At 67.8% G+C, this 12770-nt stretch carries 11 protein-coding genes; all 11 read right to left on the bottom strand.

The genetic code is table 11. From position 1 onward, the window contains the following. Positions 1 to 18: 18 nt before the first annotated feature. Entirely contained in the window at positions 19 to 2643 is a 2625-nt protein-coding gene (locus tag EC839_RS03860) for a sensor histidine kinase KdpD (RefSeq protein ID WP_007158512.1), read from the bottom strand. Continuing rightward, positions 2640 to 3191, bottom strand: a complete 552-nt coding sequence (kdpC, locus tag EC839_RS03855; protein ID WP_007158511.1) for a potassium-transporting ATPase subunit KdpC — start codon at positions 3189 to 3191, stop codon at positions 2640 to 2642. Before kdpC ends, EC839_RS03860 begins: the two co-directional genes overlap by 4 nt. Before the next feature lie 10 nt (positions 3192 to 3201). After that, a complete protein-coding gene (gene kdpB, locus EC839_RS03850; protein WP_132832207.1) occupies positions 3202 to 5232 on the bottom strand; it encodes a potassium-transporting ATPase subunit KdpB in 2031 nt (676 codons plus the stop codon). A gap of 1 nt (position 5233) precedes the next feature. After that, positions 5234 to 6931, bottom strand: a complete 1698-nt coding sequence (kdpA, locus tag EC839_RS03845; RefSeq protein WP_132832206.1) for a potassium-transporting ATPase subunit KdpA — start codon at positions 6929 to 6931, stop codon at positions 5234 to 5236. 9 nt (positions 6932 to 6940) lie between these two features. Next, positions 6941 to 7030: a potassium-transporting ATPase subunit F gene (locus tag EC839_RS03840; RefSeq protein ID WP_017640468.1), complete on the bottom strand. Its 90-nt coding sequence runs from the start codon at positions 7028 to 7030 to the stop codon at positions 6941 to 6943. A 142-nt stretch (positions 7031 to 7172) separates the two neighbouring features. Next, complete coding sequence (locus EC839_RS03835; RefSeq protein WP_007158508.1) at positions 7173 to 7391, bottom strand: hypothetical protein; 219 nt, start codon at positions 7389 to 7391, stop codon at positions 7173 to 7175. Positions 7392 to 7518: 127 nt separating this feature from the next. Beyond that, entirely contained in the window at positions 7519 to 8379 is an 861-nt protein-coding gene (locus EC839_RS03830; RefSeq protein WP_007158507.1) for an endo-1,4-beta-xylanase, read from the bottom strand. Continuing rightward, positions 8376 to 8585: a hypothetical protein gene (locus EC839_RS24120; RefSeq protein ID WP_007158506.1), complete on the bottom strand. Its 210-nt coding sequence runs from the start codon at positions 8583 to 8585 to the stop codon at positions 8376 to 8378. The genes EC839_RS03830 and EC839_RS24120 overlap by 4 nt, the downstream gene beginning before the upstream one ends. Before the next feature lie 44 nt (positions 8586 to 8629). After that, the gene (locus EC839_RS03825) at positions 8630 to 8842 is read right to left on the bottom strand and encodes a hypothetical protein (protein ID WP_007158505.1); all 213 of its coding nucleotides are present in this window, start codon (positions 8840 to 8842) and stop codon (positions 8630 to 8632) included. A 240-nt stretch (positions 8843 to 9082) separates the two neighbouring features. Next, positions 9083 to 11683: a bifunctional aconitate hydratase 2/2-methylisocitrate dehydratase gene (acnB, locus tag EC839_RS03820; RefSeq protein WP_007158504.1), complete on the bottom strand. Its 2601-nt coding sequence runs from the start codon at positions 11681 to 11683 to the stop codon at positions 9083 to 9085. Between the two features lie 355 nt (positions 11684 to 12038). Beyond that, entirely contained in the window at positions 12039 to 12770 is a 732-nt protein-coding gene (locus EC839_RS03815) for an aspartate/glutamate racemase family protein (protein WP_007158503.1), read from the bottom strand.

The raw sequence follows: 12770 nt of genomic DNA, 5'->3' as shown, positions 1-12770 counted from the left end.
CTGCCGCATGAGCCAGTCTTATGCCGCCGGAGGAGCGGGCAGCGGCAGGTGCATGCGCATCGTGGTGCCGCGACCGTCCAGGCCGTCTTCCACGCTGACCCGTCCGCCATGGGCGCCAACCATGCCCTGGCAGATCGCCAGACCCAGACCGGTACCCTGGCCACCGCGATCGCCGCGCGCCGCGGTATAGAACATGTCGAAGATCCGCGTGCGATCCTCGGGCGGAATGCCCGGGCCTTCGTCGGCCACGGCCAGCTGCAGTTCATTGCCCTGGCGCAGCAGGCTGATCTCCAGCCGCCCGCCGGGTGCGGAGAAGCGGATGGCGTTCTCCAGTACATTGACGAGCGCCTGTTCGATCAGCGCCGGATGAACCCAGAGCAGCGGCAGACCCGGCTCGATCCGGGTGGCTACCCGCAATCCCGTCAGCAGCGGCTGCAGGCGTTGCAGGGCACTGGCGAGGATGTCGCCGGGGTCGACCCAGTCCCGCGCCAGCTGCAGGCTGCCGTGGCCGAGGCGGGTCATGTCCAGCAGATTCTGGATATAGCGGTCTAGGCGTTCGGCCTCCTGGCGGGTGGCGTCCAGCAGCTCCTGGCGATCGCTGGCGGGTATGGCTTCGCCCAGAGTCGCCAGGGCATCGATGGAGCCGCGCATCACCGTCAGCGGTGTGCGCAGGTCGTGGGACACCGAGGCGAGCAGGGCGCTGCGCAGCTGTTCGGTCTCGCCGTGCAGGCGCGCGGCCTCGAGATCCTCGCTGAGGCGCACCCGGGCCAGGGCCTGGGCCAGCGGCTGCGCCAGGCTGGCCAGCTGGCGACGCTCGGCGTGATCCAGCGGCTGGGCATCGTCACGCCGTACGCCCAGCACGGCCAGGCTGCCGCCCTCGCCGAGCAGCGGCCACCACCACCAGCCGCCGGAGGGCAGGGTATCGGTGCCGCGACCCGCCGGCTTTTCCTGCTTCCAGGCCCATTCGGCGGCGATGCGTTCGTTGTCGGCCAGGTGCAGATCGCCCGGTTGGCTCACCAGCTGCCCCGCCTTTTCCGGCAACAGCAGGCAGACGTGGCGAGTGGCGTCGCCCAATTGCTTGAGGGTGACGCTCGCCACCGCCTGACGATCGCTGGCAGCGCTCAGCTGGCGGGTGAAGTCCAGCAGCGCCAGGGTCTCGCGCTGGGTCCGGCGCAGCGCCTGCAGCTGGCGCCGCTGACGGGCGGCCAGGTCGCCGGTGAGCAGGGCCATCAACAGGAAGAAGGCCAGGGTGAGGACGTCCTGCTCGCGGTTGATGGTCAGCGAGAAGGCCGGCGGGATGAACAGGAAATCGTAGGCGAGAAAGCCCAGCAGGGCGCAGAACAGCGCCGGACCGCGACTGCTGCGTACCGCCACCAGCAGGACGGCGGCCAGAAAGATCAGCGAGATATTGGGCAGTTCCAGCAGTCCCGATAGGCCTTCGGCGATGGCCGCGGCCACGGCGGTCGCCAGGACGGCGGCGCCATAGGGTCCGGGCTTGATGGACCGGCGCGGGCGGGCGGCGGGCGGGGCGTCGCGATCCAGATCGAGGATGGCGATCTCCAGCCCCTGGGCCAGGCGCAGCAGGCGACTCGCCAGACGGCGCCGCAAGCTGAAGCCGCGCGGCCGGCCGCGGCCGATCAGCAGCACGCTGGCGCGCTGGTCGCGGGCATGGCGGACCAGGGCGCGGGCCGGATCGCTGTCTCTCAGGGTCAGCACCTCGCCGCCCAGGCGTTCGGCCAGGCGCTGGCTGGCCTGGAGGTTGGCGCGGGCGGCGTCGTCCAGCGGCTGGCCGGTGTCGACGTGGACCAGGGTCCAGGGCAGGTGGCGCTGGTCGGCGAGGCGACTGGCATGGCGCACCAGGCGCTCCGCCGAAGGTGCGGTGCCGGCGCCGACGATCAGGCGACCCAGTAGCGGCGGGGCGGCCTGGCCCTGCTGGCGGTATCTCAGGGCGAGCGCCGAATCCACCTGGGCGGCGGCGGTGCGCATGGCCAGCTCGCGCAGGGCGGTGAGATTGGTCTGGCTGAAAAAGGCATCGATGGCCGCGCGCGCCTGTTCGGGCACATAGACCTTGCCCTCGCGCAGGCGCTCCAGCAATTCCCGCGGTGGCAGATCGATGAGCGCCAGGTCATCGGCGTCGAGCAGCACCTGGTCCGGTACCGTCTCGCGCACCTGGACGCCAGTGATGTCGCGCACCTCGTCATTGAGGCTTTCCAGGTGCTGGACATTGACCGTGGTGTAGACGTTGAGGCCGGCGGCGAGCAGGTCTTCGACGTCCTGCCAGCGCTTGGCATGGCGACTGCCGGGGGCGTTGCTGTGGGCCAGTTCGTCGACCAGCACCAGTTCCGGCGGATCGGCCAGCAGGCCTTCCAGATCCAGTTCGCTGAGCTTGAGGCCGCGGTGCTCGACCCGCCGCAGCGGTTGCTGCGGCAGGCCGGCGAGGAGGGCGGCGGTCTCCCGCCGCCCATGGGTTTCGACGATCCCGGCGCGCACCCGGCGGCCCTGGCGCAGTGCGGTCTGGGCCGCCTGCAGCATGGCGTAGGTCTTGCCCACGCCGGGCGCCGCCCCTAGGAAGACCTTGAGGCGGCCACGGCCTTCGCGGTGTTCGGCGAGCAGCGCTTCGGCGCGCCCGGTGCTGTCGGTCATTTGCTCAGGTCTGCCAGGGCCAGGTTGAGGAGCAGGACATTAACCGTTGCCGGACCGAAGCGCGAGGTGCGCGTCTGTTCGTTCACCAGGGCTTGCAGGCGTTCCGGGGCCAGGCCGCGCGCGGCCGCGACCCGGGCGATCTGATAGCGGGCGCCGGCCGGGGTGAGGTCCGGGTCGAGGCCGCTGGCGGAGGTGGTCACCAGCTCCTGGGGCACCGGGCCCTGGCCGGTCACCTGGACCTCGGGCAGTGCCTTCTCGATCCGCTCGCGCAGCGCCGGTGCCGACTGGGCCAGGTTGCTGGCGCTGCTGGAGACGGTGGCGTAGTCGCCAGCCGAGGGGCGCGGCTGGAACCACTCGGGGCCGCTGAATTTCTGCGCGATCAGGCGTGAGCCGACCACGCTGCCGCCGGCGCGCTGGATCAGGCTGCCGCCGGCCTGGTCGGCGAACAGCACCTGGCCGAGCACCGTCACCAGCAGGGGGTAGGCGCCCCCGGTCAGGGCGCTGAGCAACAGGAGCATCAGCACGGCGGAACGCAATTGCATGAGCATGGCGGTCTCCTCAGACCAGACCCAGGGCGCCGAGCGCCAGGTCGATAGCTTTGATGCCGACGAAGGGCACGACGATGCCGCCCAGCCCATAGATCAGCAGGTTGCGGCGCAACAGGGCGGCGGCGCTGGCGGCCTTGACCCGCACTCCGCGCAGCGCCAGGGGAATCAGCGCGACGATGATCAGGGCGTTGAACACGATGGCCGACAGGATGGCGCTCTGCGGACTGGCCAGGTGCATTACGTTGAGCACGTTCAGCTGCGGATAGATGCCGGCGAACAGCGCGGGCAGGATGGCGAAGTACTTGGCCACGTCGTTGGCCACCGAAAAGGTGGTCAGGGCGCCGCGGGTCACCAGCAACTCCTTACCCACCTGTACTACGTCCAGCAGCTTGGTGGGGTCCGAATCCAGGTCCACCAGGTTGGCGGCCTCGCGGGCGGCCTGGGTGCCGTCGTTCATCGCCATGCCGACATCGGCCTGGGCCAGTGCCGGGGCGTCGTTGGCGCCGTCACCGCACATGGCCACCAGCTTGCCCTCGGCCTGTTCGCTGCGGATGCGCTCCAGCTTCTTTTCCGGCGTGGCTTCGGCGATGACGTCGTCCACCCCGGCCTCGGCGGCGATGGCGGTGGCGGTCAGGGGGTTGTCGCCGGTCACCATCACGGTGCGGATGCCCAGGGTACGCAGCTCGGCGAAGCGCTCGCGGATGCCCGGCTTGACCACGTCCTTGAAGTGGATGGCGCCCAGCAGCCGGCCTTCGCCGCAGACCAGCAGCGGGGTGCCGCCACTCTTGGCGATGGTCTCGATCTCCCGGGCCAATACCTCCGGCAGGTCGGCGCGGGTCTGGCCGAGAAACATCAGCACGGCGTCCACCGCACCCTTGCGATACTCGCGGCCCTGCCAGTCGATGCCCGACAGGCGCGTCTCGGCGCTGAAGGGAATGGGGATAACCTGGGCGCGCGGCGGCTCTTCCAGCGGGTGCAGGTTGCGCAGGTACTCCACTATCGAGCGGCCTTCCGGGGTCTCGTCGGCCAGCGAGGCGTAGAGCGCACCCTCGGCCAAGCCCTTGGGCGTGATGCCGGGGGTAGCGTACAGGGCGCTGCAACGGCGGTTGCCGAAGGTGATGGTGCCGGTCTTGTCCAGCAGCAGGGTATGGACGTCACCGGCGGCTTCCACGGCGCGCCCCGAGGTGGCGATCACGTTCAGTCGGACCAGGCGATCCATCCCGGCGATACCGATGGCCGAGAGCAGGCCGCCGATGGTGGTGGGGATCAAGGTCACCAGCAGCGCCACCAGGAACAGCAGCGGCAACTCACCACCGGCCAGGGCAGCGAAAGGCTGCAGGGTCACCACCACCAGCAGGAAGATCAGCGTCAGGCCGATCAGCAGGATGTCCAGGGCGACCTCGTTGGGGGTCTTCTGCCGCTTGGCGCCTTCCACCAGGGCGATCATGCGGTCCAGGGTCGACTCGCCGGGGTTGGCGGTGATGCGCACCCGGATCCAGTCCGACACCACCCGGGTGTTGCCGGTGACCGCTGAGCGATCGCCACCGGATTCGCGGATCACCGGTGCCGATTCCCCGGTAATGGCCGCCTCGTTGACCGCGGCCACGCCTTCGATGATCTCGCCGTCACCGGGGATCAGTTCGCCGGCTTCCACCCGCACGATCTGGCCCTTGCGCAGCGAGCTGGCCGGCACCATCCGGTGCTCGCCGTTTTCCTCCAGGCGGGCGGCGAGATTCTGGCCGATGCCCTTGAGGCTGTCGGCGCGGGCCTTGCCACGCCCCTCGGCGAGGGCTTCGGCGAAGTTGGCGAACAGCAGGGTGAACCACAGCCAGAGGGTGATCTGCACTGCCACCCCGGTGCTCACGCCATTGTCCGGCGCCAGGCACAGCAGGGTGGAAAACAGCGCGGTGATCTCGACCACGAACATCACCGGCGAGCGGATCTGCTGGCGCGGGTCGAGCTTGACGAAGGCCTGCCGCAGCGCCTGGCGCCACAGGGTGCCAGGGGTAGGAGTGGGCAGGGTGTGGGTCTGGGCATCCATTTCAGCGGACTCCGAACAGTTGCAGATGGTCGGCGATCGGCCCCAGGGCGAGCGTCGGCAGGAAAGTCAGGCCGCCCACCAGCAGCAGGGTGATCACCAGCAGGGTGACGAACAGCGGGCCGTGGGTGGGAAAGCTGTTGGGGCCGAGCGGCACGGGTCGCTTGGCGGCAAGGCTGCCGGCGATGGCCAGGATCGGCAGGATGTAGCCGAAGCGACCGATCAGCAGGGCCAGGCTCAGCATCAGGTTGTGGAAGGGGGTGTTGGCGCTGAAGCCGCCAAAGGCCGAGCCGTTGTTGGCCGTGGCCGAGGTGTAGGCATAGAGCAGCTGGCTGAAGCCATGGGGGCCCGTCGCGCCGATCCCGGCCACGCCGGCCGGAACGCTGGCAGCGATGGCGCCCAGCACCAGTACGCCCAGCGGCATGACCAGCAGGGTCGCCACCAGCAGCCGTACCTCGGGGGCTTCCAGCTTCTTGCCCAGGTATTCCGGGGTACGACCCACCATCAGGCCGGCGATGAAGACGGCGATCAGCACATTGAGCAACATGCCGTAGAGACCGGCGCCGACGCCGCCGAAGATCACCTCGCCGAGCATCATGTTGAACAGGGCGATCAGGCCGGTCAGGGGGGCCAGGCTGTCATGCATGGCGTTCACCGAGCCGTTCGATGCCGCCGTGGTCACCGTCGCCCAGAGCGCCGAGGCGGTACCGCCGAAGCGGGTCTCCAGGCCTTCCAGGGACGCCCCCTGGGTGATCGACAAACCGGCCAGCGCGGGGTTGGCGTGATTCTGGGCGCCGATGGCCACGGCGCCGCCGACCACCAGCAGGCCGAACATGGCGGCGAAGATCGCCCAGCTCTGTCGCCGATCCTTGACGTAGTGGCCAAAGCTGAACACCAGCGCGGCCGGAATCATCAGGATGGCGGACAGCTCCAGCAGATCGCTCAGCGCCGTGGGGTTCTCGAAGGGGTGCGCCGAGTTGACGCCAAAGAAGCCGCCGCCGTTGGTACCCAGCTGCTTGATCGCGATCTGGCCGGCCGCCGGGCCCAGCGGCAGGGTCTGGCTGGCGCCCTGCAGGGTGGTGGCATCGACATAGGCGGCGAAGGTCTGGGGCACGCCCTGCCAGATCAGCAGCAGCGCCAGGGGCACGCACAGCGGCAGCAGCACATAGAAGGTGGCGCGAAACAGATCGACCCAGAAATTGCCGATCTCCTGGGCGCTGCGGCGGGTGATGCCGCGGGCCAGGGCGGCCAGCACGGCGACGCCCACCGCGGCGCTGACGAAGTTCTGCACGCCCAGGCCGACCATCTGGCTGAAGTAGCTCAGCGAGGCTTCGCCGCTGTAGGCCTGCCAGTTGGTGTTGGTGACGAAGCTGATGGCGGTGTTCAGCGCCAGGGTCCATTCCAAGCCGGGCAGGTGCTGCGGATTGAGCGGCAGTTCGCCCTGCAGCAGCAGGATGGCGAACAGCAGGATGATCCCCAGCAGGTTGAACAGCACCAGGGCAATGGCATAGGTGCGCCAGTCCTGGCCACGGCCATCGGTGCCCACCACCTTGAGGGTCAGGCGCTCCAGGGGCCCGCCGACAAAGGTCAGCCAGGTCCGCTCGCCTTCCAGCGCGCGGTAGAAGTAGCGCCCCAGGAAGGGCGCGGGAAGAAAGGTCAGGGCCAGGAAGGCCAGGATCAGGAACGCGGCTTGGCTGTCCATGCCGCCTCCCTAGGACCGGCCGGCGCGCAACAGCGCCGCCAGCAGATAGACGAACAGACCCAGTGCCAGGAGCAGGGCCAGAAGATTCCAGGGGGTCATCGCGAGTTCTCCAGAGACGGCCGTTGCCGCGTGGAGAAATTGTCGGGAGGAGGTGTGTAAAGAAGCGAGGCGGGGAGCGGTGGCGGGGCGTAAAGAAAGCGTTAAATCGGCCCCGCTCGCCAGTGCTGGTGGGGCCTTGCGACTATTGCTTGGGCGCGGCCTGCTGTTCTTCCTTGGCCTTCTTGTTGGCCTCGTGGTGCCCGATGGCGCAGCCCGCAGCGGCACCGGCGACGCCGTGACCACCGGCGACATGACCGGCGGCGCCGCCGACCACGGCGCCCTTGACGCAACCGGCGGCGAAGGTAACTTGGCTGGCGCCGAGCAGCAGAGCAGACAGGGCAAGGGTAGGCAGGAGCTTCATGGTGGCGACCTCTCGTGGGTGCGAAGTAATGTCCTGTAACAATTGACCTGGCGAGGCTCCGGGGGTTCGCCGCCTTGTGCAAATCTTCCGTGGAAGAGCCGCACGCCAGAGCCTGCTAAACGACAGGCTACGGGTGGGGCGCCTGATGCAACACGGCCCAGTAAGCCGGCTTCGGCCGTTGCTGGCGGTCGAACAGCAGCGGCTGGTCGTCTCCCGGTACCCCCGGCGGGTTGTTCAGATAGCTGTGGTCGTCGGCCACGCCCCACCAGGTCACGGCGCTCACCTCGCGGTGGCTCAGGACCATGGCCATGAGGTCGCGATAGCGTTCGGCCTGAAGGTCCAGCCGCTGCGGCGGACCGAGTACGGGGTGGTAGTCGTGGTGCTGATAGAGACTCATGTCCAGCTCGGTGATCTGGTTTTCCATCCCCAGCTTGGCGAAGGTGGTGAGCGACTGATCGATGGCCGCCAGGGACGGCCAGTAGATACTGATATGGGTCTGGTGGCCAATGCCCTGCACCGGCACGCCCTCGGCCAGCAGGCCCTTGACCACCCGCGCCAGGCAGTCGCGCTTGGCGGGCTCGTGGGTGTTGAATTCGTTGATGAACAGACGGGCCTGGGGATCGGTGGCATGGGCGGCGCGAAAGGCCTCGGCCAGATAGTCCGGACCGACCACCTGCAGCCAGCGATCGTCACGCAGGCAACTGGGCTGATTGGGGTCTATGGCCTCGTTGATTACGTCCCAGGCATAGACCCGCCCGCGGTAGTGGCCGACCACCGTGGCGATATGCGCCCGCAGGCGCTGCAGCACCTGCTCCCGGGTGGCCGGCTGACCATCGGAACCCTGCCAGAACCAGTCCGGGGTGTGGCTGCCCCAGAGCAGGGTATGACCGCGCACCGCCAAGCCGTGCTGCTCGGCGAAGGCGACGATGGCATCGGCCGGCCCGAAGACATAGCGATCTTCCTGCGGATGGATGCGCAGGGGCTTCATGGCGTTCTCGGCCACCAGGCTGCCGAACTGCTGCGCCAGCAGCGCCCGTCCGGGCCTGCCAGTTGATCGGGTTCGATGGCGGCGCCGATCTTCAGGCGCCCGCCATAGGCCGCCGCCAGGGAGCGGGTAGCGATCGGCTCCGCGGCCAGGGCAGCGGCACTCCAGAGACCCAGAGACACCAGCAGGGCGAGCAGAGCGCGCGGCATAGTGATGATCTCCCAGCAATCGGTAGTGGGTGGCGGACGGCCGTTCAGCCATGAGTATGCGGCGACTCTTCCTTGGCCTTGGCCGCCAGGTGGTGGCCGATGACGCACCCGGCCACCGCACCGGCGATGGCATGGTGACCGGCGACATGCCCGGCCACCCCGCCGACCACGGCACCCTTGATGCAACCCGCCGCCAGACTCGCCTGGCTGAGGGCAAGCAGGAAAAATGACAGGGTGATGACCGCAAGACGTTTCATGGCAGGTATCCGAGGCGTGCTGGAGCGCCGAAGGTAACGGCACCCGGGTTAACAGGCGCTTAAGACCAGCGCCTATGCCGCTGCCCGCGTAGCGTGGAAAACGGCGCAGCCTTTTCCACCGACAGCCATCAAAGCCTCTCCCGGCGGCTACGTGGACAAGCTTCGCGTTGTCCACCCTACGGCGAAACCCCCATAAAAAAACCGCCCCGAGGGGCGGTTTTTCAGTACCGAACGCTAGCGTCAGACTTCGACGGCGGCGATACGGGCCTTTTCCGCGCTTTCACGGAATTCGGCGATCTGATCGAAGCTCAGGTAGCGGTAGACGTCCGCAGCCATGCTGTCGATGCTCTTCGCGTATTCCATGTACTCCTCGACGGTGGGCAGCTTGCCCAGGATCGAGGCCACCGCTGCCAGCTCCGCCGACGCCAGGTAGACGTTGGCGCCGTCGCCCAGGCGGTTGGGGAAGTTGCGGGTGGAGGTGGAGACCACGGTGGCGTTGGCGGCAACGCGGGCCTGGTTGCCCATGCACAGCGAGCAGCCCGGCATTTCCATGCGCGCACCGGCCTTGCCGTAGATGCCGTAGTAGCCTTCCTCGGTCAGCTGGTGCTGGTCCATCTTGGTCGGCGGCGACAGCCACAGACGGGTCGGGATCGAACCCTTGACCTTGTCCAGCAGCTTGCCGGCGGCGCGGAAGTGGCCGATGTTGGTCATGCAGGAACCGATGAACACCTCGTCGATCTTGTCGCCGGCCACCTGGGACAGCAGACGGGCGTCGTCCGGATCGTTCGGAGCGCACAGCACCGGCTCGTTGACCTCGGACAGATCGATCTCGATGACTTCGCTGTATTCGGCGTCGGCATCGGCGGCGAGCAGTTCCGGATTGGCGATCCAGGCTTCCATGGCGCGCGCGCGGCGCTCCAGGGTGCGCGGGTCACCGTAGCCTTCCTCGATCATCCAGCGCAGCAGGGTGATGTTGGACTGCAGGTACTCGGTGATGGACTCGGGCGACAGCTTGATGGTGCAACCGGCGGCGGAACGCTCGGCGGAGGCATCGGACAGCTCGAAGGCCTGCTCCACGGTCAGGTCTTCCAGGCCTTCGATCTCGAGGATGCGGCCGGAGAAGATGTTCTTCTTGCCCTTTTTCTCGACGGTCAGCAGGCCCTTCTGGATGGCGTAGTAGGGGATGGCATGCACCAGGTCACGCAGGGTGATCCCGGGCTGCATCTTGCCCTTGAAGCGCACCAGGACCGACTCCGGCATGTCCAGCGGCATGACGCCAGTGGCCGCGGCGAAGGCCACCAGGCCGGAACCGGCCGGGAAGGAGATGCCGATCGGGAAGCGGGTGTGGGAATCGCCACCGGTGCCGACGGTGTCGGGCAGCAGCATGCGGTTCAGCCAGCTGTGGATGATGCCGTCGCCCGGACGCAGGGAGACGCCGCCACGGGTGCGGATGAAATCCGGCAGGGTGTGGTGGGTCTTGACGTCGATGGGCTTGGGATAGGCCGCGGTGTGGCAGAAGGACTGCATCACCAGGTCAGCCGAGAAGCCCAGGCAGGCCAGGTCCTTCAGCTCGTCGCGGGTCATCGGGCCAGTGGTGTCCTGGGAACCGACGGTGGTCATCTTCGGCTCGCAGTAGGTGCCGGGGCGCACGCCCTCGACGCCGCAGGCCTTGCCGACCATCTTCTGCGCCAGGGTGTAGCCCTTGCTGCTCTCGGCCGGCTGGTCCGGCTTGTTGAACAGGTCGGTCGGACCCATGCCCAGTTCGGCACGCGCCTTCTCGGTCAGGCCGCGGCCGACGATCAGCGGGATACGGCCGCCGGCGCGGACTTCGTCCAGCAGCACGGGGGTCTTGAGTTCGAAGGTGGCGAGCACCTCGTCACTGCCGTGGCGGGTGACCTTGCCGGCCTTGGGATAGACGTCAATGACGTCGCCCATTTCCAGCTCCGATACGTCGAATTCGATCGGCAGGGCGCCGGCGTCTTCCATGGTGTTGTAGAAGATCGGGGCGATCTTGGAGCCGAAGCAGAAACCACCGGCGCGCTTGTTGGGCACGTAGGGGATGTCGTCGCCAAAGAACCACAGCACCGAGTTGGTGGCGGACTTACGGGACGAACCGGTACCGACCACATCACCGACATAGGCGACCGGGAAGCCCTTGGCACGCACTTCCTCGATCTGCTTCAGCGGACCGATGCTGCCTTGCTGCTCGGGCACGATGCCGTCGCGAGCCATCTTCAGCATGGCCAGGGCGTGCAGCGGGATGTCCGGACGCGACCAGGCGTCAGGCGCGGGAGAGAGGTCGTCGGTGTTGGTTTCGCCCGGCACCTTGAACACGGTCAGGGTGTACTTCTCGGCGATTTCCGGACGCTTCTTGTACCACTCGCCCTCGGCCCAGGACTGCATGACGGCCTTGGCGTGGGCATTGCCCGCCTTGGCCTTCTCGGCCACGTCGTGGAAGGCGTCGAACATCAGCAGAGTGTGCTTGAGTTGTTCGGCGGCCACAGCGCCCAGTTCGGCGTCGTCCAGCAGCTCGACCAGGGTGGCGATGTTGTAGCCGCCCTGCATGGTGCCCAGCAGCTCGGTCGCGCGCTGCTTGGAGATCAGCGGGGACTGGGCTTCGCCCTTGGCGATGGCGGAGAGGAAACCGGCCTTGACGTAGGCGGCTTCGTCGACGCCCGGCGGCACGCGGTTGGTAATGAGGTCGACGAGGAATTCTTCTTCGCCGGCCGGGGGATTCTTCAGCAGTTCGACCAGACCGGCCGTTTGCTCGGCGTTCAGCGGCTGGGGCACGATGCCCTGGGCGGCACGCTCTTCTACGTGTTTACGATAGGCTTCAAGCACAGGTTGACCCTCATCAGTGGTCCAATATTGCGTCCGGGGGCTGGCGCCCCGAAATGTATCCGGCAGGGTAAGACGGGGGAGGCTGCGGGCAGGACCGCCGTCGCGCCGGACGCATTCCGCTGGAAGCTGTTTTCAAAGTTTTACGCCGGCTGCTGAAAAGCTGATCGGCAGCAGGGCGGTTGATGAGGCCGCCGCTGCCGGATCGCCGGATACTTTGCTCGTGACGCTTTGAAAACAGCTTCGTATCGGACATTGCGCCTATAAGGCTGCCTAATTCTACGCCAAGCCTCGAGCGAAGTTAAGCGCCGCGTTGTCGCATCGCTGCGTCGGCTGATTAGACCTTGGCCGCAGGCTGCTACCGGCCCAGGTGCGCGAAGCGTCCGCTGAAGGGTTTGGCGATGGGGTAGGCCAGGTCACCGTGCTTGCTGGTGCCCAGGCCCAGGTCGACCAGGGATTCGGCCAGCTTGACCGCGGCGCTGACGCCTTCGATCACCGGAATGCCGATGGCTTCGCTCAGGGCCTCGCGCAGATCGGCCATGCCGCCACAGCCGAGCACTATGGCGCCGGCGCCTTCCTCGTCACGGGCGCGGCGGCCCTCGGCGGCGATCAGTTCGATCAGGCTGTCGTCGGCGGCTTCCAGGGCCAGCACCGGCAGGTCAATGCAGCGCACCGAGGTGCACAGCTCGGCGAAGCCGTAACGCTGCAGCAGGTGCTCGGCGATGATGCGCGTGCGGGTGAGGGTGGTCACCACCGCGAAGCGGGTGGCCAGCAGGCTGGCCAGGTGAAAGCCGGCCTCGGCGATGCCCAGTACCGGCCCCTGGGCCATTTCCCGGGCGGCTAGTAGGCCCGGATCGCCAAAGCAGGCGATGACGTGGGCCGCGCAGCCTGCCTCGACGCCCTTGCGCATCTCTTCGATCACCCCTACCGCGGCCACGGCCTCGTCGTAGTGACTTTCGATGGACACCGGACCGGCGTCCGGATTGCTGGCGAGAATGGTGGTGCCCGGTCGGGCGATGGCCTGGGCCGCGCGACCGATCTTGGCGGTCATGCTGGCGCTGGTGTTGGGATTGATGATCTGAATCTGCAT

This window comes from Pseudomonas sp. JUb52, from assembly GCF_004341115.1.
In the GTDB taxonomy this organism is placed as follows: domain Bacteria; phylum Pseudomonadota; class Gammaproteobacteria; order Pseudomonadales; family Pseudomonadaceae; genus Chryseomonas; species Chryseomonas oryzihabitans.
The sequence above is the reverse complement of the archived record's forward strand: the minus strand, read 5'-3'. Positions and strand labels throughout refer to the sequence as shown.

Excerpts from the sequence above, each read along its gene's own strand:
- EC839_RS03860 (WP_007158512.1), bottom strand. The coding sequence starts at position 2,643 with ATGACCGACAGCACCGGGCGCGCCGAAGCGCTGCTCGCCGAACACCGC.
- kdpC (WP_007158511.1), bottom strand. The coding sequence starts at position 3,191 with ATGCTCATGCAATTGCGTTCCGCCGTGCTGATGCTCCTGTTGCTCAGC.
- kdpB (WP_132832207.1), bottom strand. The coding sequence starts at position 5,232 with ATGGATGCCCAGACCCACACCCTGCCCACTCCTACCCCTGGCACCCTG.
- kdpA (WP_132832206.1), bottom strand. The coding sequence starts at position 6,931 with ATGGACAGCCAAGCCGCGTTCCTGATCCTGGCCTTCCTGGCCCTGACC.
- EC839_RS03840 (WP_017640468.1), bottom strand. The coding sequence starts at position 7,030 with ATGACCCCCTGGAATCTTCTGGCCCTGCTCCTGGCACTGGGTCTGTTC.
- EC839_RS03835 (WP_007158508.1), bottom strand. The coding sequence starts at position 7,391 with ATGAAGCTCCTGCCTACCCTTGCCCTGTCTGCTCTGCTGCTCGGCGCC.
- EC839_RS03830 (WP_007158507.1), bottom strand. The coding sequence starts at position 8,379 with ATGAAGCCCCTGCGCATCCATCCGCAGGAAGATCGCTATGTCTTCGGG.
- EC839_RS24120 (WP_007158506.1), bottom strand. The coding sequence starts at position 8,585 with ATGCCGCGCGCTCTGCTCGCCCTGCTGGTGTCTCTGGGTCTCTGGAGT.
- EC839_RS03825 (WP_007158505.1), bottom strand. The coding sequence starts at position 8,842 with ATGAAACGTCTTGCGGTCATCACCCTGTCATTTTTCCTGCTTGCCCTC.
- EC839_RS03815 (WP_007158503.1), bottom strand. The coding sequence starts at position 12,770 with ATGCAGATTCAGATCATCAATCCCAACACCAGCGCCAGCATGACCGCC.